This window comes from Gemmatimonadaceae bacterium (assembly GCA_036003045.1).
In the GTDB taxonomy this organism is placed as follows: Bacteria; Gemmatimonadota; Gemmatimonadetes; order Gemmatimonadales; family Gemmatimonadaceae; genus JAQBQB01.
Genome location: DASYSS010000059.1, coordinates 69,109 through 90,777 on the forward strand (window position 1 = coordinate 69,109; position 21,669 = coordinate 90,777).

15 protein-coding genes are annotated in these 21,669 nt (G+C 65.6%); 7 read left to right on the forward strand and 8 right to left on the reverse strand.

Annotation, left to right across the window (positions count from 1 at the left end):
* The first annotated feature begins 72 nt into the window (after positions 1-72).
* The 3 genes from VGQ44_15970 to VGQ44_15980 are packed head-to-tail and all read left to right on the forward strand — an operon-like array spanning position 73 to position 4,795.
* Positions 73-1,875, forward strand: a complete 1,803-nt coding sequence (locus VGQ44_15970) for an FAD-dependent oxidoreductase (GenBank protein HEV8448326.1) — start codon at positions 73-75, stop codon at positions 1,873-1,875.
* The gene (locus tag VGQ44_15975) at positions 1,865-3,703 is read left to right on the forward strand and encodes a 2-oxoacid:acceptor oxidoreductase subunit alpha (protein HEV8448327.1); all 1,839 of its coding nucleotides are present in this window, start codon (positions 1,865-1,867) and stop codon (positions 3,701-3,703) included. The genes VGQ44_15970 and VGQ44_15975 overlap by 11 nt, the downstream gene beginning before the upstream one ends.
* A 15-nt stretch (positions 3,704-3,718) precedes the next feature.
* Positions 3,719-4,795 carry a 2-oxoacid:ferredoxin oxidoreductase subunit beta gene (locus VGQ44_15980; GenBank protein ID HEV8448328.1) on the forward strand — a complete coding sequence of 359 codons (1,077 nt, stop codon included), beginning with the start codon at positions 3,719-3,721 and terminating at the stop codon, positions 4,793-4,795.
* A 6-nt stretch (positions 4,796-4,801) separates the two neighbouring features.
* Here VGQ44_15980 and VGQ44_15985 read toward each other — a convergent pair whose 3' ends face one another.
* Positions 4,802-5,734 carry a DUF1207 domain-containing protein gene (locus VGQ44_15985; GenBank protein ID HEV8448329.1) on the reverse strand — a complete coding sequence of 311 codons (933 nt, stop codon included), beginning with the start codon at positions 5,732-5,734 and terminating at the stop codon, positions 4,802-4,804.
* A gap of 160 nt (positions 5,735-5,894) precedes the next feature.
* Here VGQ44_15985 and VGQ44_15990 point away from each other — a divergent pair, with 160 nt between their 5' ends.
* Positions 5,895-7,148: a DUF418 domain-containing protein gene (locus VGQ44_15990; protein ID HEV8448330.1), complete on the forward strand. Its 1,254-nt coding sequence runs from the start codon at positions 5,895-5,897 to the stop codon at positions 7,146-7,148.
* A gap of 3 nt (positions 7,149-7,151) precedes the next feature.
* Here the strand turns inward: VGQ44_15990 and VGQ44_15995 are convergent, their stop codons facing one another.
* Positions 7,152-8,096, reverse strand: coding sequence for a protein phosphatase 2C domain-containing protein (locus tag VGQ44_15995; protein HEV8448331.1), 945 nt, complete (start codon positions 8,094-8,096; stop codon positions 7,152-7,154).
* A gap of 246 nt (positions 8,097-8,342) precedes the next feature.
* Between VGQ44_15995 and VGQ44_16000 the strand changes: the two genes are divergently transcribed.
* Together VGQ44_16000 and VGQ44_16005 are read left to right on the forward strand one after the other, a co-directional pair.
* The gene (locus VGQ44_16000) at positions 8,343-9,668 is read left to right on the forward strand and encodes an amidohydrolase family protein (protein ID HEV8448332.1); all 1,326 of its coding nucleotides are present in this window, start codon (positions 8,343-8,345) and stop codon (positions 9,666-9,668) included.
* Between the two features lie 168 nt (positions 9,669-9,836).
* Positions 9,837-13,109, forward strand: a complete 3,273-nt coding sequence (locus tag VGQ44_16005; protein HEV8448333.1) for a hypothetical protein — start codon at positions 9,837-9,839, stop codon at positions 13,107-13,109.
* Positions 13,110-13,263: 154 nt separating this feature from the next.
* Here VGQ44_16005 and VGQ44_16010 read toward each other — a convergent pair whose 3' ends face one another.
* The 6 genes from VGQ44_16010 to VGQ44_16035 form a co-directional block, all read right to left on the reverse strand.
* Positions 13,264-14,586, reverse strand: coding sequence for an acetylxylan esterase (locus tag VGQ44_16010; GenBank protein ID HEV8448334.1), 1,323 nt, complete (start codon positions 14,584-14,586; stop codon positions 13,264-13,266).
* Positions 14,587-14,781: 195 nt separating this feature from the next.
* On the reverse strand, positions 14,782-16,695 hold the full coding sequence (locus VGQ44_16015) for an acyl-CoA dehydrogenase family protein (GenBank protein HEV8448335.1): 1,914 nt from the start codon (positions 16,693-16,695) through the stop codon (positions 14,782-14,784).
* 110 nt (positions 16,696-16,805) lie between these two features.
* Positions 16,806-17,555 carry an SURF1 family protein gene (locus VGQ44_16020; GenBank protein ID HEV8448336.1) on the reverse strand — a complete coding sequence of 250 codons (750 nt, stop codon included), beginning with the start codon at positions 17,553-17,555 and terminating at the stop codon, positions 16,806-16,808.
* Positions 17,552-19,033: a hypothetical protein gene (locus VGQ44_16025; GenBank protein HEV8448337.1), complete on the reverse strand. Its 1,482-nt coding sequence runs from the start codon at positions 19,031-19,033 to the stop codon at positions 17,552-17,554. The genes VGQ44_16020 and VGQ44_16025 overlap by 4 nt, the downstream gene beginning before the upstream one ends.
* A complete protein-coding gene (locus VGQ44_16030) occupies positions 19,030-20,148 on the reverse strand; it encodes a hypothetical protein (GenBank protein ID HEV8448338.1) in 1,119 nt (372 codons plus the stop codon). Before VGQ44_16030 ends, VGQ44_16025 begins: the two co-directional genes overlap by 4 nt.
* Before the next feature lies 1 nt (position 20,149).
* Positions 20,150-20,959, reverse strand: a complete 810-nt coding sequence (locus VGQ44_16035) for a DUF72 domain-containing protein (GenBank protein ID HEV8448339.1) — start codon at positions 20,957-20,959, stop codon at positions 20,150-20,152.
* Positions 20,960-21,110: 151 nt separating this feature from the next.
* On the opposite strand from VGQ44_16035, the gene VGQ44_16040 reads away from it, so the two are divergent.
* Positions 21,111-21,668 carry a hypothetical protein gene (locus VGQ44_16040; protein HEV8448340.1) on the forward strand — a complete coding sequence of 186 codons (558 nt, stop codon included), beginning with the start codon at positions 21,111-21,113 and terminating at the stop codon, positions 21,666-21,668.
* Position 21,669 lies beyond the last annotated feature (1 nt).

The window sequence follows — 21,669 nt, forward strand, 5'->3', positions numbered from 1 at the left end:
ACGCCCCGGGCTCTTGCTCGGGTGGCTCCCTTCCTCGATCATTCCTTTATCCTCCCGGAGAGCCTCCCCCGAGTGTCCACCGCTTCCCCACCGTCGACGCCTCCCCGTCCGCCTACGGACGTCGGCAATCCTCAGTACTACCATAAGGTTGTGGATTGCCAGTACGCCTGTCCGGCGCACACCAACGTGCCGGAATACATCAGGCTGATCGCTCAGGGCCGATACACCGAGTCGTACCTCCTCAATCGCCAATCCAACGTCTTTCCCGGCATCCTTGGGCGCACGTGTGACCGACCGTGCGAGCCGGCCTGCCGCCGCGGACGAGTCGATGGAAAGCCGGTCGCGATCTGCCGGTTGAAACGAGTCGCCGCCGACCTTCGCGACGACGACATCAGTGAGTTTCTGCCCAAGGCGCCGGCGAAGAAAAACGGAAAGCGCGTGGCGCTGATCGGCGCGGGGCCAGCGTCCCTCACCGTCGCGAACGATCTCATGCCGCTCGGCTACGAGGTCGTGATCCTCGAGAAGATCGCCGAGCCGGGCGGCCTGATGCGGATCAACATTCCTTCATTCCGCCTGCCGGCGAGCGTGCTCGACGAGGAGGTCGGCTACATCCTCGGCATGGGCGTCGACATCCGGTACAACACGCCCGTGACGAGCATGCGCGACTTGCTCGCGCAGGGTTTCGACGCGGTGTTCGTCGGGAGCGGCGCGCCGCACGGCAAGAATCTCGATCTGCCGGGGCGTGCGGAAGCCGCGGCCAACATACATATAGGTATCGAGTGGCTCGCGTCCGCCCACTTCGGACACATCGAGAAGATCGGCAAGCGCGTGCTCATCATCGGCGTCGGAAACACGGCGATGGATTGCTGCCGCACGTCGCGTCGCCTCGGCGGCACCGACGTAAAAGTCATCGCGCGCCGCGGACGCAAGTACTTCAAGGCGTCGCCGTGGGAGCTCGAGGACGCCGAGGAAGAGGGCGTCCACATCGTCGAGAACCACGCGCCGAAACGCTTCGTCGTCGAGAACGGGAAACTCGTCGGCATGGAGATGGACGTCCTCCGCTGGACCGAGGAGAACGGCAAGCAGAAGAGCGAGGTCGTCGAGACGGTGACCTTGCCGTGCGACGACGTGATCCTCGCGATCGGCCAGGAGAACGCGTTCCCGTGGATCGAGCGCGACATCGGTCTCGACTTCGATAAGCACGGGATGCCCGTCGTCGATCGTTCGACGTTCCAGTCGACGAAGCCCGGCGTCTTCTTCGGCGGCGACGCGGCGTGGGGACCGGAGAACATCATCTGGGCGGTCGAGCACGGACACCAAGCCGCGATCTCGATCAACAACCACTGCCAGGGCACGTCGCTCGCCGACCGTCCGGCCGACGGCATGAACCTCGTGAGCTCGAAGGTCGGCATGCACTCGTGGAGCTACAGCAACGACTACAGCTCCGCGCAGCGGATGAAGATGAAGCACGAGGATCTTGCGACGCGCTTCAAGGGCCTCGGCGTCGAAGTCGAGCTCGGGTTCAACGCCGAGCAGACGGCCGCCGAGGTGCAGCGCTGCCTCAATTGCGACGTGCAGACGAATTTCACGGCGAGCCTCTGCATCGAGTGCGACGCCTGCATCGACGTTTGTCCTGAGAACTGCCTCACCATCATTCCCCAGGACGAGGCGGGCGACGACATCCGCCAGCACCTGTCGGCGCCGGCGACGAACCTGTCGCAAGACGTGTATACGTCGGCTCCCCTGCCGCAAACGAAAAGAATCATGGTGAAGGACGAGGACGTCTGCCTCCACTGCGGCCTCTGCGCCGAACGCTGCCCGACGGCCGCGTGGGACATGAGCAAGTTCGAACTTCTGATTCCATATGCCCATTAACGATTTCGCGTTCAAGATCGGCACGGTCAACGGGACGGGGTCGGCCAGCGCGAACGGCCTGCTGATGCAGGCCATTTTCCGCATGGGCATCCCGGTCACGGGCAAGAACGTGTTCCCGTCGAACATTCAGGGACTCCCGACCTGGTACGAGATCCGGGTCAGCGAGGACGGATACACGGCACGCCCCGAGCACGTCGACCTCGTCGTCGCGCTCAACCCGGAGACGTACGCCAAGGACGTCGCGGCGGTGCGCCAGGGCGGCTACCTGCTGTACGACTCGTCGTGGCCGCTCGACGACAAGCTGGTTCGCGAAGGGATCACCATCCTCGGCATTCCCTTCGGCAAGCTGTGCGTCGAGAACTTCGAGGGTGACCGCAACCGCACGCTGCTCCGCAACATCGTCTACGTCGGCGCGCTGGCGGGGCTGCTCGAGTTCGACATGGACGTGGTCGGCGAGATGCTGCGCGAGAAGTTCGCCAAGAAGCGCGCGCTCCTCGACGCCAACTTCCGCGCGATCCGCCTCGGCTTCGACTACGCGAAGGCGAACTACGAGTGTCCGCTGCCGTTTCACCTCAAGCGGCTTGGCGTGGACAAGACCAAGGACAGCATTTTGATCGACGGCAACGCCGCCGGGGCGCTCGGCGCGGTGTTCGCCGGCGCGACGGTCGGCGCCTGGTATCCGATCACGCCGTCCACGTCGTTGATGGAAGCCTTCAAGGACTACTGCGAACGTTTCCGCGTCGATCCGACGACGGGCGAGCGCAAGTACGCGCTGATTCAGGCCGAAGACGAGTTGGCGGCAGCCGGCATGGTGATCGGCGCCGGTTGGGCCGGCGCGCGTTCGTTCACCTCCACCGCCGGCCCAGGCATCTCGCTGATGAGCGAGTTCGTCGGCCTCGCGTACTACACCGAGATTCCCGGCGTCTTCTTCGACATTCAGCGCACCGGCCCGTCCACCGGCATGCCGACGCGTACGCAGCAGGGCGACCTGCTGTCGATCGCGTACCTCTCGCACGGCGACACGAAGCACATCGCGCTCTTCCCGGCCAATCCCGGGGAGTGCTTCACGATGGCCGTCGAAGCCTTCGACCTGGCCGAGCGGTTCCAGACGCCGGTGTTCGTGGTGTCGGACCTGGACATCGGCATGAACGACTGGATGTGTCCGCGCTTCCACTGGGACGACAGCTATCGCCCCGACCGCGGCAAGGTGCTCGGGCCGGCCGAGTTGGAGAAGATCGAGAAATTCTCGCGGTATCTCGACGTGGACGGCGACGGCATCGCGGCGCGGACGATCCCCGGCGCGTCGACGCGCGGCGGATACTTCACGCGCGGCTCCGGGCACACGAAGTTCGGCACCTACACCGAAGACGCCGCCGAGTATCAGGAAGTCGTGGATCGGCTGGTGAAGAAGATGGAGACGGCGGCGAAAACGGTGCCGGCTCCGGAGATCCGCGCGAGCGGCAAGAGGACGGACGTCGGCATCGTCTCGATCGGCGGCTGTCACGCGGCGGTCGTCGAAGCCGTGGACCGGTTGGCGCGCGACGGAGTCGCGGTGGACTACATGCGCATCCGCGCGTTCCCGTTCGGGCCGGGCGTGAAAGAGTTCATCGAGGCGCACCCGAAGTGCTTCGTCGTCGAGCAGAATCGCGACGGCCAACTGCGCTCGCTGCTCGCGATCGAGACCGGCCTTTCGCGCGACAGTATGAGCTCCGTGCTCGACTACGGCGGGCTGCCGCTCACCGCCGATCGAGTGGTCGCCGGCGTCGTCGGCAAGAACGCGCAACACGTCGCCCCTGAACCGACGCGCCGCGAAACGGCTCGCGTCTGACCCAATCGGCTTTCAATGACCTCGATCCCGAAACCAGCGGTCCGCCATCCTTCACTCCCCAAGAACTCACTCGGGCTGACGAAGCGTGACTACGAAGGCGCGATGTCGACGCTCTGCGCCGGGTGCGGACACGACTCGATCACCGCGGCGCTGATCCAAGCGTTGTGGGAGCTCGAGGTTCCACCCCATCGCGCGGCGAAGATGAGCGGCATCGGCTGCTCGTCGAAGACGACGGCGTACTTCCTCAGACAGTCTCACGGGTTCAACGGCGTGCACGGACGCATGCCGGCGCTGGCGACCGGCGCGAACGCGGCGAACCGCGACCTCGCGTACGTCGGCATCTCCGGCGACGGCGACTCGTTGTCGATCGGGCTCGGCCAGATGTGCCACGCGATTCGGCGGAACGTGAACATGATGTACGTCCTCGAGAACAACGGCGTGTACGGCCTCACCAAGGGACAGTTCTCGGCGTCGTCGGACGTGGGGTCGAAGTCGAAGAAGGGCGAGCCGAATCTTCAGCCGCCGATCGATCCGGTGCTGCTGGCGCTCACGCTGGGCGCGACGTTCGTCGCGCGGAGCTTCTCGGGCGACAAGGCGCAACTCACGCCGATCCTCAAAGCGGCGATGAAGCACAACGGGTTCGCGCTGGTCGACGTGATCTCGCCGTGCGTGAGCTTCAACGACCACGACTCGTCGACGAAGAGCTACCGCTACACGCGCGAACACTACGCCGAGCTGGCACCGGTGGACTTCGTGCCGCTGCGCCGAGAGATCACGGCCGACACCGGCTCGTCGAACGGCGCTGGCGGGGGGGGGGAAGCAGTGAGCGTGACGATGCACGACGGAAGTGTCGTGCGCTTCCGGCAGGTCGCCAAGGAGTACGATCCGCGAAGCCGCGACGGCGCCTACGCCCATGTGCGCGAGCACCTGACCCGCGGCGAGGTCGTGACGGGGCTTCTCTACATCGACGAAGCCGGCTCGGACATGCACGCCGTCGCCAAAACGTCGAAGACGCCGCTCATCGAGTTGCCGTACGACGAGCTGTGCCCGGGCAGCGCCAAACTCTCGGCGTTGATGGACGAGTACCGGTAGCGCGGATTAGAGCGTGAAGTGCAGGCCGACGCCGGTGAACCGGACCTTGTCTCGCTGAAACTGTCCGTACGGCGAAGGCCCGTAGTAATACTCGGCGAGAATGCTCCACCGGCGAGACGGCGCTTCGCTGTCGTGCGGGCGTGCGAACTCGAATCCCGCCCGGACTGACAGCCCGGTGTGCGTGGCCGTGTCGCTCACGACTTTGGCGTCGACGCCCGCCACGAGCCGCGCAACGGCGAGCGGACCGAAATTGATGTTGGCCCGTGGACGGAGCTCCGCGCCGCCGTGCAGCAGGTGCCCCGGCAGATCCACCGGGTCGCGCCGGATGAAATACTCGCCGCCGCCATAGACCCGCAACGCCGACATGTCGACGGAGAGCAGTCCCTCCGACGATTCGAACGAGATGTTTTGTCGCGTAGGCGGGTTGGGTCGCAGGAGGAACTCGTCCCCCAAGTGAGAGCTCTGATGATAGACGCGCAGGCGGCCCGATAGCGGTCCCGCGCGAAACGTCAGCGGCAGGCCGAGCAGATAGTCGGCGTTGAGGAGATCATACGACGCGCTGTCCAGCGAGAACTGCGCGAACACCGCGCCCGCGAGTCCGAGTTGCACGCCGTTTCCGCTGCGAGTCGCTCCGAGACGGAAGAACGGAAACTGATCGGCGATTCCGATCGCGGCGATGTTCGACGCGAGGTCGGTCTCGTCGCCTCGCTGGTAGGCGACGAACGATCGCGTGGCCTTGGGATCGGCGATGAGGGGACAGAAGACGTCTCCTCGAGGCAGAGCGATGTATTTGCCTCGCTCGATCGACGGGCCGGCGGCGCCGCAGCGGGCCGGATACGACTCCGTCGTGTCTTGCGCACCGGCGGCGAAGACCGGTGCGACGGAGAGCACTGATAGTGCGACTGCCTGAACGAGCCGAGCGCCGCGATTGATCGACAAGCGGAATCCTCGTGGAGACATGGCAAACGCACGCTACCAGCGGGGCCGCGCACCATCAAGCGCCGAGTCGTTCGGATTCCATGAGGTGGACCGCCCGGTCGTTCTTGCAATGCCTCCCAGGGTGCGGCAGGTTTTTGACTCGCACTTACAGAAAGGCACGATGTCGACGACCAGTACGCCCACCCCGGTCGGCGTCTACGCCCCGCCCGCGCCGACCGCGCTCGAGCCGGTCGCCCCCGGCGAGCGAATTCACGGGCTCGACCTGCTCCGCGGTTGGGCCATGTTCGGCGTGCTCTGGTCCAATCTCAACGACTGGTACGACGTTGCCGACGAAAAGACGTCGCTCGATCGCGCGATCGGATTCGTGCAAGAGAATTTCGTCGAAAGCCGATTCTTCATACTGCTGTGCGTTCTGTTCGGCATCGGCTTCGGCATTCAACTCGCCCGCGCGAGCCAACGCGGAGTGAGCATTCAGAAGACGTACATGCGCCGATCGGCCGCGCTGCTGGCGATCGGCCTCGTGCATCTGACACTCATCTGGCACGGCGACATTCTCACGGAGTACGCGCTCGTCTCGTTCGCGCTGCTGCTCTTGCGAGACATCGCGCCCAAACGCCAGCTGGCGTGGGCGGTCGGTCTCTATCTGTTCGCCGGTGACATCATCAATCGTCTTCGATGGCTCGCCGGCCAGCGCATCATGGTTCCGCGCGTGCCGTCGGCGACGGCGAACTGGATTTACGGCCACGGATCCCTGGCGCAGATCCACCATCAGCGACTCTTGGACGACGCCGACTGGTTCGGGCGCTGGGGACTCACGACCTATTTCTACGTTCTCGCGCTTTTTCTGGCCGGCGTCTGGGCGCTGCGTTCCGGATTCTTCCAACGGGTGGTGAGCGAGCCCCGCACGACTCGCCGCTTCCTCGCCTGGACCGTTGGCCTCACGCTCGTCTGCTTCGCCGTTGGCTGGCTCGGAGAACACGTGCTCCCACAACCCTCCGGTCCGCCGCAGACGACGCTCGCCGTCATGCTCCAGTGGCGCCGGTTCCTTTCTACCGCGTTCGACCCGACGGTTCCGATGGGTCTCGCGTACGCGGCGCTGCTGCTGCTCGCATTCCAGACGCGACGAGGCGCGCGACTCCTCGCTCCATTGGCCTCGACCGGCCGCGTGGCGCTCACGACGTACCTGACGCAGTCGGTCGTGAGCACGTTTCTGTTCTACAGCTTCGGCTTGAAGTGGTTCGGCACCGTGGGCTACACCGGCATGCTCGAGATCACGGTCGTGCTGTTCGCGATTCAAATGGCCGCGAGCACCTGGTGGCTCAAGCATTACCGATTCGGACCGATGGAGTGGCTCTGGAGGACACTCACCTACGGTCACGCACCGGCGATGCGGCTCGAGACAGCCGCCGCGTGACGCTTACGTCGGCGGCGCCGAGGTCCTGACCCGTCCGACCACGATGGTAATGTTGTCCGATCCGCCGCGTTCCAGCGCGAGCTCCAACAACGCGCGGCAGAGCTGCTCCGACGACTCGAGGCCGAGTATGTGCTGTTCGATCTCGCGATCGCTGATGTGCTTGGTGAGACCGTCGCTGCACAGCAGTACGACCGGGCGGTCGCCGCGCACATCGATGCGTGTCACGACCGGGACAGCGGTGGATCCGCCGATGGCGCTCGACAGCACATGCGTATACGGCGACTTGGCCGCCTTGTCAGGCGTCAGCACGCCTTGATCGACGAGATCTTGCGCGACAGTCTGGTCGCGCGTGATCTGGCGCATCGTGCCGTTGCAACAGAAATACGCGCGGCTGTCGCCGACTTGAAGCACGTAGAGCCAGGGCCAGACCACGATCCCGAAGGTCAGCGTCGTCGCCATGCGTCCGTCGCCGCGAATCGCGGATTCGACCGACACCGTCTCGTGGGCATTCGTCGCCGCCGCGCGGAGCGCGTCGAGGAACAGCTTGTCGTCCGTGGCGCCGGCCGCGTGGTAGCAGCGCAACGTCGATGAGACGTACGCGGTGACCGTTTCGGCCGCCAACTGGCTCGCCGCGGCTCCGCCGGTTTGACCGCCGACGCCGTCGGCAACGAGCAACACGGTCGCCAAACGCTGGCCGCGCAATGGCAGACGGTCGGCATGGACGAGGTTCGTACCGTGCACGTGGACTTCCGGGTGCACCGTGCCGACGAAAAAGTGATCCTGGTTTTCAGCGCGAACTTTTCCCGGGTGTGTGATCCCGAAAAGGTCCAACGCGCTGTCCGTCGGCCTCATGCCATATTCGTCGGTCGACGCGACCGTTTCGACCGTCTGTACTGCAGGGGCGGATCGCGGCGTCCGCACGGGCGCAAAGAGCTGGGAAAGCTTCATCAGACCTCCCCCCGACACATCACGGCGAATCCCAACGTGAGCCATAACAACGATGGCTCTGCCCCCCGCAAAGAGCAAATGCCGACGCCAGGGGCTAGTCGCCGCGCAACGCGACGGTCGGGTCGACCCGCACGGCTCGCTTCGCCGGGAGATAGCACGCGAGCGCCACCATCGGGCCGTCGACCATCGTCATGACTCGGGTGCCCGTCCTGGCGACCAAACGGGTTGCGCGACACCGTTAGGCCCATGAACCGACTCGTCATCTCGTCCGTCGCCATTCTCGCCCTGGGCCGGGCCGGCGCCCAGCAGCCGGATCCCGGACTCCTGTCGACGATTCGCGCCATCAAGGCGATCGACAACCACTCGCACCCGCCGGCGCTCACGAGTCCAGGCCAGAAGGACGACGACTTCGACGCGCTGCCCTGCGATCCGCTCGAGCCGACCGAACCGGCGCTCACGACGCGGCCTGACAACCCGCGGTATCTCGCCGCATGGAAAGCGCTTTACGGCTACAAGTACGGCGACGCCGATTCCGCACATGTGCGCGAACTACTCGCCGCGAAGCAGCGGGTGAAGGCTGCGCAGGGAGACCGGTATCCGTCGTGGGTGCTCGAGAAGCTGGGCATTCAGACGGAGCTCGCCAATCGCGTCGCTATGGGCCGCGGGATCGTCGCACCGGGATTCAGGTGGGTGCCCTTCGTCGACGCCCTGCTCTTTCCGCTCGACAACAGCGGCGTCGCGAAATACACGCCGGACAGGAAAATCTTCTTTGGACGTGAAGAGTCGCTGCTCAGGCGATACATGTCGGCGATCAACGTCACTCGCCGGCCCGCGACGCTCGACGCGTATCTCTCGCAGGTCGTGACGCCGACCCTCGAGCGGCTCAAGCGCGAAGGGGCGGTCGCGATCAAGTATGAAGCGGCCTATCTGCGACCGCTGAACTTCACGCGCGGCGACAAGGCCGCCGCCGACCGAGTGTACACGCGCTACACGAACGCCGGCGTCCCCACCGATGCCGAGTACACGGCGGTCGAGGACGTCGTGTTCCACCACATCGCCGTCGAGGCGGGCCGGCTCGGCCTGCCGGTGCACATTCACACCGGCTACGGTTGCGGCGGCTACTTCGAGATCGCGGGCTCGAATCCGCTCCTGCTCGAGCCGATTCTCGACGACGCGACGCTCCGCAAGACGAAGTTCGTGCTGCTGCACGGCGGAGCCGGACCGTTCTCGAAGGAGATCGCCCCACTCCTCATGAAGCCGAACGTCTATGCCGATTTTTCGGAGCAGACGTGGCTTCTGCCCACGCGCGAGCTCGCTCGCACGATTCGCTACTGGCTCGAGTGGTATCCGGAGAAGGTGCTCTTCGGGACCGATCTCTCGCCCGGCGTTTCGCCGGCGATCGATTGGGAGGAGATCGGTTGGCAGACCACGACTTCGGCTCGCGATGCGCTGGCAATCGCGCTCACCGAAATGGTGAACGAAGGAGAGATCACGAAACCCCGCGCGACGGAGATCGCGAAGATGGTCATGCGCGGCAATGCCCTTCGGTTGTATGGGTGGCCCGATCGGTAGCCAGAGCTGCGATGCGCGCCCCCGATGGCGACGAAGAAAAATTCAACCTTTCCGACCCCGATAGCGTGGCTCGCGTGGGGGTGGTGGCTCGTCGACAAGTGTATGTCCCGAGGGTAGCTTAGCCCGGTCTCGGGAAGCCGAACCGAACTCCCCCACCCCACCTGGATCATGATTCGCACAAGCCGAGTCGTCGGCGTGGCCATGCTGTTCGCATCCGCCGCGGCCGCACAAGCGCCAGCCGCATCCAAGCCGTTCGAGCTCGACTCCCTCACGATCGCCGGGTTCCGGTGGCGGAACATCGGACCCGCGAACACGATGGGCCGTATCTCCGACGTGACTGGAATTCCGTCGCCGTCGAAGACCTTCTTCGCCGCGGCCGCCGCGGGCGGTATCTGGAAATCGACGAACAACGGCGTCACCTGGCGGCCGGTCTTCGACAACCAGCGCGTCATCTCGATGGGCATGCTCGCCATCGCGCCGAGCGACACGATGCAGGTGTGGGCCGGGACCGGCGAGCCGAACTCACGCAACACGATTTCCCCCGGCGGCGGGATCTACAAATCGACCGACGGCGGAATCACCTGGAAGCTGATGGGCCTGGAGAAGACGCAGGCGATCGGCCGCATCGCAGTTCACCCGACGAACCCGAACATCGTCTACGTCGCCGCGCTCGGGGCGCCGTGGAACGCGAATCCGGAGCGCGGTCTCTACAAGACCGAAGACGGTGGTCAGACGTGGCAGCTCATCAAGTTCATCTCGGACAAGGCCGGTTTTGTCGACGTCGCGCTCGATCCGTCGAACCCGAACACAGTGTATGCGTCGAGCTGGCAGCGAGTGCGTGGGCCGTACTTCCTGAATTCGGGCGGCCCGGGATCGGCGCTCTGGAAATCGACCGACGCGGGAAAGACGTGGACCGAGATCAAGGGCGGTGGCTTCCCCGAGACGACGAAGGGACGCATCGGCATCTCGGTGTCGCTCTCGAATCCGCAGACCATTTACACGATGGTCGAGGCGGACACGGTGCCGAATCCGAAACCCGAAAAGGGTAAGCCCGCCGCGAAGTCGCCGACGGGTCTCTACCGGTCGAACGACGGCGGCGCGACGTGGACCCGCACGAATGATCAGGACACGCGGCCGTTTTACTACTCGCAGGTTCGCGTGCATCCGAAGAATCCCGAGCGCGTGTACTGGTCGTCCACGCCGGTGCTCGTGTCGAACGACGGCGGCAAGACAGTCATCAACGCGACGAACGGCATTCACGTCGATCACCACGCCATGTGGATCGATCCGGTGGACCCCGACCGGATGATCGTCGGCGACGACGGCGGCGTCTCGATCTCATTCGATCAAGGCGGCACGTACATGTTCGCGAACATGTTCGCCGTCGGGCAGCTCTACAACATCAGTTACGACTTCCAGGTCCCGTACCGCGTGTGCGGCGGACTGCAGGACAACGGCTCGTGGTGCGGGCCGAGCCGGCGACGGCAGGGGCCGATCACGAACGCCATGTGGTTCACGGTCGGCGGCGGCGACGGGTTCGTTACCCAGCAGGATCCGACCGATCCGAACACGATATACGCCGAATCGCAGGGCGGCGCGATCGTGCGGCTCAACTACGCGACGGGACAGAGCTCCTTTCTCGTGAAGCCGCAGTATCGCCAGCGCTACGACATGTACGAGGACTCCGTGCTCATCGAGCGCGGCGACACCGCGGCGGCGCAGTCGGGCGCGCAGAAGAAAGCGATCGCCGACATCCGCTCGCGCCAGAAGGCCGACTCGGCGGCGCTCGACCTCCGCTTTAATTGGAATACGCCCTACCTCATCTCGCCGCACAATTCGTCGACATTGTACGTCGGGGGAAATCGTGTTTTGAAATCGACGAAGCGCGGCGACGATCTCTTTCCGATCTCGCCCGACCTGAGCACGGCCGACACAGTGAAGATCCGCGTGTCCACGCGAACGACGGGCGGCATCACGAACGACGCGACCGGCGCCGAGACGTACTGCACAGTCGTCTCGTTGAATGAATCGCCGATCCGCGCGGGGATTCTCTTTGCCGGAACGGACGACGGCCGTCTGTGGGTGACGAGGAACGACGGCGGCACGTGGGAAGAGCTCACGGCACACGTGACCGGCGTGCCCGCGGGCACATACATCACTCGCATCGAGCCGTCGCCGCACGATTCGATGACGTTCTTCGTGACGTACGACAATCATCGCAACGGGGACTACAAGCCGTACGTCTTTGTCACTCGCGATTTCGGGAAGACGTTCACATCAATTGCGGCGAATCTGCCAGTGGGCGGTCCGGACTACGTGCACGTCATTCGGCAGGATCTCGTCAACAAGGATCTGCTCTTCTTGGGCACCGACGTCGGCGCGTATGTCTCGGTAAACGGCGGGCAGTCGTGGCAGCGATTCATGACGGGGCTGCCCACGGTCCCCGTGCACGATCTGCGGATTCATCCTCGCGACCACGAGATCATCGCGGCGACGCACGGACGAGGCATCTGGATCGCCGACATTTCGGCGCTGGAGCAGATCAACGAAAAAGTGATGGCGGAGGACGCGCATCTCTTCTCGTCGCCGACGGCGTTCCAATTCGGCGATCCGCCCGTCGAGGGTCAGTCGCAGGGCCATCTCGTATTCGCGGCGTCGAGTCCGCCGTACGGCGCCGTGATCACGTATCGCCTCGCGGCACGCCAGGCGCAGCAGCGGATCGCGATCCTCGACGCGGCCGGCGACACGATGCAGGTGCTCAACGGTCCCGGAGCGGCGGGCGTCAACCGCGTCGCGTGGGCGTTCGGCGGCAAACCCGCGCCGCGCCGCGCGCTCGGCGCGGTGCAGAAACGCGACTCCGCGCTCCAAATGAATCGCATCGTCTTCGTGCTCGACTCGCTCGACAAGGCCGGCGCGAATCAGATGATGACGGGCATGATGCGGCAGCTGGTGCGCACGGGAGACTTCTCACCGATCGCCGCGCTCTTCACCGGCCGAGGCGGTGGAGCGCCCGGCTTCGGCGCGCCGCCTCCCTGGAATCCGCGGCCCGGTGAGCAGGCGACAGGCGCCGCCGCTGCGGGCGGTGGACGCGGTGGTGCGGCGCCGGCCGCGCAAGCAGGAGGGCCGGCCGGAGCGCCAGGCGCGGCACCGACTGCGGCTCCGGGTGCGGCCAACGCAGCAGCGGCTCCAACGGCAGCGCCGGCGGCGATGCCGGATCCATCCGTAATGCAGCAATGGGCACCGCTGTTCAACATTCCCGGCCGTCCGCCGGCCGGCGGATTCGGATTGAACTTTTTGCAGACGCTGGGCTTCGGCGATCCGACGGCGGCTTTCTTCGGCGGCGCGGGCAGTAGCGTCGCGGCGGGTGATTACGTCGCGGTCATGACCGTGAACGGCAAGACGCTCCGACAGAAAATCCGCGTCGAGAAGCCGAATCAATAGGTCGAGTGCCGCGCGCCGTACGAGCCACGGTTGGCGGCGAAAACGAATTCAACCCAGATGGACCCAGACTTGAAGAGCGATTGACGCAGATGACTGAAATGGGGGTGTGGACTTTCTCGCCCGGCGGAAGTGGCCCGCTGAGGCAAGGCCTCGACTACGGCAACGGTCTCACCGGGGCAGGCTCCCCGTGGAGTAGCGCGGCCAACCACGCCGCCGAGCGCGTCGTGAACGGCATGAGCTGCTCGGGCGTCGCCTGGTGGTTGTGCGGCGAGTCGATCATCGGAACCGCTTCCTTGGGACCGGCGATCTGGTTGAACGCCGTCCAGATGCCGATCGACGGCGCGACCTTGTCCAGGAAGCCCATCGCCAACATCGACGGCACGTGGATCCGCGACGCGAAGTTCACGACGTCGAAGTAGGGGGCGGTCTCCATCACGCGCGGATTCGCCGTGTCCCAGAACGGATACCCGGCGTCGCGGCCGTGAAGCGCGGCGGATGCGTCGGCCCCCGCCGGCACGTTCACGACGAGGGCGGTGATCTTCGAGTTCAGCGCCGCGGTGACGAGGCTCTGCTGGCCGCCCATGCTGATTCCGGTGGCGACGATCGTGTGGCCGTCCCACTCCGGCCGCGTGGCGATGAACTCGACCGCGCGATAGTCGCCGAGGTACATCTGCAGGAAGTAGTTGTGGTCGCGGTCGGTGTCGTTGATGCGCTGATACTCCTTGAGCATCTGCGGTAGCGCGTCGTAGAACTCCTGCGGCATGTCGCTCGGCACGTCGTGCGGCTCGACGTTCACCGCGAGCCAGCCCTCGGCCGCGCGGTCGGTGACCCACGGTTTCTCGAGTGGGTACGGCGGGCGGGCCCACTGGAAGATCACGAGCGCGGGAAATTTTCCGGCGCGCTTGGGCCACGCCATTTGCCCGTACACGTGCGCGCCGCCGGCGTTGTCGAGTCGGAACGTCGCGTAGCTCACGCCGGCGACGCCGCTTTCTTTCGGTGTGACGACCGCGTTCATCGGCAGCTGGGCCAACCGGTCGAGCTTCGACTTCCAGAATTCGTCGAAGTCGGCGGGACGCGACGCGTCCGGTTGAATCTTCGTGGGATCGACCGCGGCGGCCAACGCGTACAGCCCCGGGCCGCCCGTGTGGTCGCTTCCGAAATCCTTCGTTCCCGCCGGCGGACGAATCTCGACTCGCACCATACCCGGCTCGCCGAGCGACGTCTCGATCTTCGCCGGGCCGCGAGAGAAGTCGATCGTGCCCGACTTGATCGTCCGCTGTCCGTTCTCGGTGATCGTGTACGAATAGAGGCCCGGGGCGCCCTGCTGCTCGGGCGCGATCGCGATGGTCCACCCGACGGTCTGATTGACGCGGTAGATGCCCGTCTTGGAATACGGTGTCGCGACGAGCTGTGCGCAGACAGGAACTGTCGCAATGGCCAGCGCGGCGACAGTGAGCCGTATCGAATTAGCGATCATCGAAGCCGGATGGGATTCTGCCGCCGTTCAGCTACGATCAGCGGCGAAGAACAATTCAACGCAGATGAAAAAACAATCCCGCAGATGAAAAAGCGAGGACCTTTCGTCACGCCCTTCATCTGCGGGACCGCAGTTCCAGGTCCGCGTCATCTGCGTTCAATTTGTCTCGCCATCAATCATGGCTCGCGTAGCTGCTTACGCCGCGCCCACCGTCTCTCCGCTCGGAATCGGACGGCTCGGCTGCACAGGCTCCTCCTCGACAAGGCTTACGATCCCGGTCTCGAGCCACGAGTGCTCACCGCGCAACACCTGTTGCGCGACCTTGTACATCTGGGCGTCGTACTCGCCGTAAAACGCCGAGAAGAGTTGCTTCACCCGAACGCGGGCGGCGCGGCAGAAGAGATCCGCCAGCGCGATCGCGTCGCGGTTCCCCTGCTTCGCCAGCATCTGCGCGCGCACGCACGACGCGGCAATGGCGAACAGCTCGGCGCCGATGTCCACGGCCCGGAAGAGCACCAGTTGGCGCCGCTCGAGCTTCGGGCCGAGCCGAACCATCGCGTGGAAGATCGCGCGACCCAGCTTGCGCGTGTGCCGCTCGGCGAAGCGCATGTGCTTTGCAAGCGCGCCGAACTCGCCGAACGACCCCGGCATCTGGCCCGCGCCGAGCCACCGCGCCGGGTACCACGTCGGATAGAACTTCATCACGCGACCGAGCGCCGCTGCCTTCTCTTTTCCTGACGCGTTCTTGTCGACCAGCGCGAACGCCGTCTTGAAGTGGTGGTCTACCGCCTCGCGCGCGATGAACAGCCGCATGATCTCCGACGAGCCCTCGAAGATCAGGTTGATCCGCGTGTCGCGCATCGCCCGCTCGATTGGAATCGGGCGTTCCCCGCGCGCGCGGAGCGAGTCGGCCGTCTCGTAGCCGCGGCCGCCGCGGATCTGCAGCGCGTCGTCGACGATCCGCCAGCCGTGCTCCGTGTTGTACATCTTCGCGATGGCCGCCTCGAGACGGATGTCATAGTTCCCGCGCTCGGCGAGCCCCACTGTCAACCCGGCGATCGCTTCCATCGCGAACGTGTTCGCGGCCATCATGCCGAGCTTTTGCGCCACCGCCTCGTGTTTGCCGATCGGAACGCCCCACTGCACGCGCTCCGCCGCCCACGTCCGCGACGCCTCGAGCAGCGCCTTGGCTCCGCCCGCCGCGCTCGCGGGAAGCGTGAGCCGGCCAGTGTTCAACGTCACCAGCGCGAGCTTGAGTCCTCTGCCCTCTTCCCAAAGAATGTTTTCGCGAGGGACTCGCACGCGGTTGAATCGAATGACGCCGTTCTCGATCGCCTTGAGGCCCATGAAGCGGCAGCGATGCACGACTTCGACACCGGGCCACGACGCCTCGACGATGAACGCGGTGATCTGTTTGCGCGTCTTTCCGTTCACGACGGCATCCGGCGTACGCGCCATCACGACGAACAACTCGGCGCGCGTCCCGTTCGTGCACCAGAGCTTCTCACCCTCGAGGATGTAATACTTCCCGTCGGGAGTCGGCTCGGCGTGCGTGCGCATGTTGGCCGGGTCCGAGCCGGCGTCGACCTCGGTGAGCGCGAACGCGCTGATCGCGCCCTTGGCGAGACGCGGAAAGTATTTCGCCTTCTGCGCGTCGTTGCCGAACAGCTTGAGCGGTTGCGGCAATCCGATCGATTGGTGCGCCGAGAGAAGAGCGGTGATCGACCCGTCCTTCGAGGTCACCATCGCCATCGCCTTCACATAACTCGAATACGAGAGGCCGAGCCCGCCGTACTCTCTCGGGATCTTGATCCCGAACGCGCCCATGCCGCGGAGCTCCTGGACGTACTCTTCGGGAATCTCACCCGTGCGGTCGATCATGTCGGAGTCGACCCGCTCCAGGAACTCGCGCAGCGCCTCGAAGAACGGCCGAGCGCGCTTCTCTTCATCGTGATCGTCCGGCGGATGCGGATGAATCAGGTCGAGTCGAAAGCGGCCGAGAAACATCTCCCGCACGAAGCTCGGCCCCGACCACTCGCTCTCGCGCGCCGCCTCCGCAACGTCTCGCGCCTCGCCTTCGGAGGCATGCGTGCTCGATTGATCTGACATTGGCTCTCCCGATCTACATCAAATATGCAACCAGTGTCCCAGCAGGAATCGGCGTCCGACCCGCGCCCTGGCCGGCTGAAGGGTTGGAACGGTTCATGGCAGCGCGAAGCTCAATGCTTGGCGCCGGGCGAATTCTCCGGGTACGGAATCGGTTCGACTTTCGGCCCGCGCCGCTGCCGGATGACCACACCGGCGCCGACGAGCGCGATGACGGCGAAGGCGAACCATTGAATCGCGTAGTTGAGATGCGGCCCCTCGTCGAGGGGCGGCGGCGTCAGACGGGCCAGACGATCGGGCGCGACCACCGAATCGCCGCGCATCACGAGGTACACGGACGAGACCGGAAATGGCAGCGCCCCTTTGACCGCGGCATAGCCGAAGCGCGTGATCACGGTCGGATGGTTCGCCGACATCGCTCCGGCGACGGACGGAAACTCCTCGAGGTAGCCGGTGAACACTGAATCGCGTTCGTGCCACTTGGCGAGATCGACCGTTTCGCCGTCGGGCGCGTAGACCCAGCCGCGATCGACGATCACCGCCGTATCGCGACCCGCGATGTGGACCGGCGTCAGAATGTTCACGCCGGGCGATCCCTTGTACGATCGCGACGCGTAAATCAGCTCATGGTCATAGTCCGGCGTGCCCACGATCCGGGCGCGCCGAAAACGAATCGACGCCGAATCGCCCCTCCCGGTCAGCGTCGTGATGTCCGTCTCAGGCGCTTGGAGCCGTGACATCACGAGCGCGTTTCTCGCGCGGCGCTCCGTGAGCCGGTGCAGCTGCCAGAAACCCAGGCGCACGAAGATCGCCGCCGAGAGCACGGCGAACGCGACGAACGCGGGGACGCGCAGCTTGGTCAACGCACCGTGACGTCGAACACGCCGGTGAGCACTTCCTGCGCGGGCTTCACCTGCACCCACAACCGATATCGTCCGGGCTTCGGGAACTCATACGGAAGCGTGAACTGCCCGGACATCGGCATGCCGGTCATCGGCCGCGCGTCGAGTGAGCCGGGCTTCAGGCGGCCGTGGAGCGTCGTGTCGCCGGCGTCTCGCGCGCGGAACACTTGCTGCGCCGTCGTCGACACGGTGCCCATTGGGTGGAGATGGACGAACACCGACTGGTCGTCGCGAATGACTACGGCGTGAGCGGCCATACCCAAATAGGGCCGGAGCGGCACGACGCTGCCGGTCGGGTCGCGCACGGTGAACGAGAGATCGACCGGCGTTCGCGCACCAATCGTCTCGGACGAATTCGACATCGTGAGCGAGTAGCCGCCGCCGAGCGGAGCCGACGCGCCCGTCGCACCGAGGGCGACCGCCGACGTGCTCGCCCACGAGTCGTCCGAGTCCGACGGAACGACGGCACCGAGCATCTGTGGAAGGCCGACGGTGTCGGTCGCGGTGAGCGTCAGCCCGTTGTCGAGCATGACATCGGCGAAAAGACGGTACGGCCCCGCTGGAAGCCACGGCACCTCGCCGACGAACACGAGCGAATCGCGCTCGACGGGGTGCAGATGCGCGAAGACGTCCATGTTCTGCCCGCCAACCAGAAACAGATGCATCATCTTGCCGTGGTCGGGCGCGACCGGAACGAAGATCGAGCGAAATTCCGCGGTGTCACGAAGCACGAGTCTCATCGTGCGATGCGCCGAGTCGCCGGTGATCGTCGCGGCGGCGACCGGCGGGTGGAACATCGTGCGCTGATAGTCGGCGTCGACGGAGTTCCACCATCGCGCGCCGCCGAAGACGGCGAGCGCCAAAATCGGAATCGAGATCGCGGTGATCGCGTTCGAGCGTTTGCGAAGCGCCGGATCGAACGCTTCGCCAGGCGGCACGAGACTCTCCCCGCTCGACGCGCGGACGATGGTGACGAGACCCGCGAACAACAGTCCGCCGAGCACAACGAGTATCGCGCCAAGCGGCAGCGACAGTCCCAGCCGGCCGGTGGCGAACGAGTCGACCGGAACGATCGCCGTTCCCGCGCCTTTGCGCCCATCCACATGCACATAGACGCTGTACGACCCGCGCGCCATGAGCCACAGCTGCCCCGTATAAACGCGCGGCTGCCCCGCAACGCGCGTCATCTTGTCGGGCGACGGCGATCCGGCGGCTCCGGTTCGCCAGAACACCGGCTGAATGCTCACGCTGTCGACGTCGTCGCTCGCCGCGCGCACGATCACCTCCGCGAGCCCGGGAACGACGCTCGGCGGACGCACGATCGTGCGAATGCCGTATGGCCCCGCCGCACCGTCGAAGGTGACGTCGGGGCTGCCCACGTGCGCCGTCACGACGGCCCACGCCGCGACGACGAAGACCGCGCCCGTCCACCGCTTCATCGGCGAACCTTGGTCATCCAGCGCCCGCGCGCGAGACCGATGGCGCTCGCCGCGGTGGCGATCCCGATCGCGATCATCACCTGCACGGGGAACGGCCACGCGCCGGGAGCGGGCGGATCGAAGCGCCGCGTCAACGCCTCGTACTGCGGAGCCATGAAGTAGACGAAATTATCGGCGTTGAAAAGGGGGCCGCGTGCGACGGGGTTCGACACGAGAAAGGTCGCGAACGGCCACTGCACCGCCATGAACGCCGCCACGAACACGACGCCGATGATCGGCGCGAGCTGAAGCGTCGTGAGCTTCTTGTCGAAACGGTGCAGAACGAGGTCGATGCAGAATGCCGGCACGATCAGCAGCAGCGGGAACGAAAGCGCGACCATGTGCGTCACGTGCTGGTAAATCGGTCCCAGCTTGGGCGTAGCCGGGAACTGCTCGATGATCCACATCAGCACGAGCATGATCGCCGTGTAGAACGCCGCGGCCGCGGTCGCGGGCCACCGCAGGTTGATCGCCCGCGCCGTGGCGCAGATCGCGATCGGAAACATCAGCGCGGTCACTTGGTAAAAGAACGCGCTGTGCATCATCCGCCGCTCGCTGAATTCCGTGAGGAACAGCGCCACGTTCATGATGACCAATCCACCCGTCGCGGCGAGCAGCCAGGCGAGCCGCCGGCGCGTTTCGGCCGTCGCGCGATTCTGTTGCGCGAGGATCAATAGCAGCGCGCCGAGGCAGATCGCAAAAATCCCGAGCGCGAGCACGGCGTGCGGCGGGCTGACGATCCTGACGTCGAGGCCGTAGGCGTTGTGCCACCAGTTGTCGAACGGCGCGGACGTCAACATGGCGCCGCACCCCCAGATGCACAGCCACGCGCCGAGCGGCGCGCGGAAGCCCCAAAAGTTCACCGACGACGCGCGCTCGGCCTCGTTGCCGCCGAACGTCGTTCGCAGCACGACCCAGCCGGAGCTCAATCCTGCCAGCAAACCGCCGGCCTGGATCAGCAGGTGAGCGGGCGTCCAGAACGTGTCGCGCCCGATCGACATGTGCCACGAGATGTCCCAGTACACGCCGGCCATGACGCAGAGGGCGGCGACGAAGACCGTGTACGCGTGCTTCATTTTAAAAAAGACTCATCTGTTCGCCGAGATGCTCCGGCTCGACGGCCGCCTGCCCGAGCAGGCGTTGCAGCTCTCGCGCGGACTCGGGCGAATGGCCGGCGAAGTGGTTGTTCACGTATCCATACACCTCACGCCCCTGTTCCGCGTAGGGCCACAGCACCTGCGTCCACGCCTCGAGCTCGCGGCCCCGGTCGACTTGGATGCGTGAATAGTCGACGATCCCCTGGTCCGGACCCATCCATCTGACATACAGGAAATCAGCGGTGGGGCGGGCGGCCAACTGCATCATCTGCTTGCGCGGAATCCAGCGCCCGTCGCTGAGCGCGAGCGCGACGTGATGCTCGGCGAGGAGCGCCAGCACGCCGTCGTGGATCCAACCGCGCTGGCGAAATTCGACGGCGAAACGCAGGTCTCGCGGCAGTTTCGGAAGGAACTGCGCGAGAGCCGGCAGCTCGTTCGGCGCGAAGTCCGGTCCGAGCTGGATCAGAATGGGCCCGAGCTTGCGGCCGAGCTCGCGGGCGCGGTCCACGAACTCATCCATGAGATCGTCGGCGTTCCGCAACCGGCGCTCGTGGGTGATCTCCTGGGGAACTTTCAGCGTGAAAATGAAGTCGTCGGGTGTTCGTTCCGCCCACCCGCGCACCGTCTTGGCGACGGGCGTGGCGTAGAACGTCGAATCGACCTCGACCGTGTCGAACCCGCGCGCGTAGACCGTCAAATAGTCGGCCGGCCGCGTTCCCGCGGGGTAGAAGGGACCGACCCAGGCGTCATAGTTCCAACCCTGTGTCCCAATTCGGATTCGGCCAGGCATGAGAGGAATCGGCACAGGAGGAATCTGCCAGTCAAGGCGCGGGCGGACGAGCGCCGGATTTGCACTGCTGCTATTGTGAGAGAGGGGACCGGTGGGTGACCCGTTCACTCGAACCGCGAAAATGTTCCCCGAGAGGAGGAAGCGCAGGACCATGTCAGACGTAGGCAATAGACGTAACGGTCTTGGGACCAAGCAGCCCGACAACGAAGTCGGGAGTGGGCCTTCCCTCGACCGAATCGGCGGACTTTCCGGGGCGCTGGTCGGCGCCGGAATTGGGTCGGCGGCGGGCCCGGTGGGGTCGATCATCGGGGGCGTCGCCGGAGCCATCGGCGGATGGTGGGCCGGCCACGCGGTGATCGAGGCCGCGCAGTCCGTGGACCCCGACGACGAAGCGCATTTTCGGGAGCACTACGACTCGCGGGCCGAGCGGGCCGCGGACGTGGCGTACGACGACGTACGCGGGGTCTACTACTTAGGCCAGATCGCGAGCCACAACCCCGACTTCGCGTCGCGCGAATTTGCGGACATGGAGACGGACCTCGAGCGGGGTTGGACGTCGCAGCTTTCCACGACCGGAGCATGGTCGACGGTGCGCGACTACGCGGCCACGGGCTTCGAGCGCGGCCGGCGGAAGCTCGACGACGGGGCACGCAGCGCGCGCGCCGACTGGGATCGGCGGCAGGCCAACCGGCGCCAGCGCACGAACTGAC

Bases quoted from the DNA above. Each gene is read 5' to 3' on its own strand.
- VGQ44_15975 (HEV8448327.1), top strand. From the start codon at position 1,865: ATGCCCATTAACGATTTCGCGTTCAAGATCGGCACGGTCAACGGGACG.
- VGQ44_15980 (HEV8448328.1), top strand. From the start codon at position 3,719: ATGACCTCGATCCCGAAACCAGCGGTCCGCCATCCTTCACTCCCCAAG.
- VGQ44_15990 (HEV8448330.1), top strand. From the start codon at position 5,895: ATGTCGACGACCAGTACGCCCACCCCGGTCGGCGTCTACGCCCCGCCC.
- VGQ44_15995 (HEV8448331.1), bottom strand. From the start codon at position 8,096: ATGAAGCTTTCCCAGCTCTTTGCGCCCGTGCGGACGCCGCGATCCGCC.
- VGQ44_16000 (HEV8448332.1), top strand. From the start codon at position 8,343: ATGAACCGACTCGTCATCTCGTCCGTCGCCATTCTCGCCCTGGGCCGG.
- VGQ44_16005 (HEV8448333.1), top strand. From the start codon at position 9,837: ATGATTCGCACAAGCCGAGTCGTCGGCGTGGCCATGCTGTTCGCATCC.
- VGQ44_16010 (HEV8448334.1), bottom strand. From the start codon at position 14,586: ATGATCGCTAATTCGATACGGCTCACTGTCGCCGCGCTGGCCATTGCG.
- VGQ44_16015 (HEV8448335.1), bottom strand. From the start codon at position 16,695: ATGTCAGATCAATCGAGCACGCATGCCTCCGAAGGCGAGGCGCGAGAC.
- VGQ44_16025 (HEV8448337.1), bottom strand. From the start codon at position 19,033: ATGAAGCGGTGGACGGGCGCGGTCTTCGTCGTCGCGGCGTGGGCCGTC.
- VGQ44_16030 (HEV8448338.1), bottom strand. From the start codon at position 20,148: ATGAAGCACGCGTACACGGTCTTCGTCGCCGCCCTCTGCGTCATGGCC.
- VGQ44_16035 (HEV8448339.1), bottom strand. From the start codon at position 20,959: ATGCCTGGCCGAATCCGAATTGGGACACAGGGTTGGAACTATGACGCC.
- VGQ44_16040 (HEV8448340.1), top strand. From the start codon at position 21,111: ATGTCAGACGTAGGCAATAGACGTAACGGTCTTGGGACCAAGCAGCCC.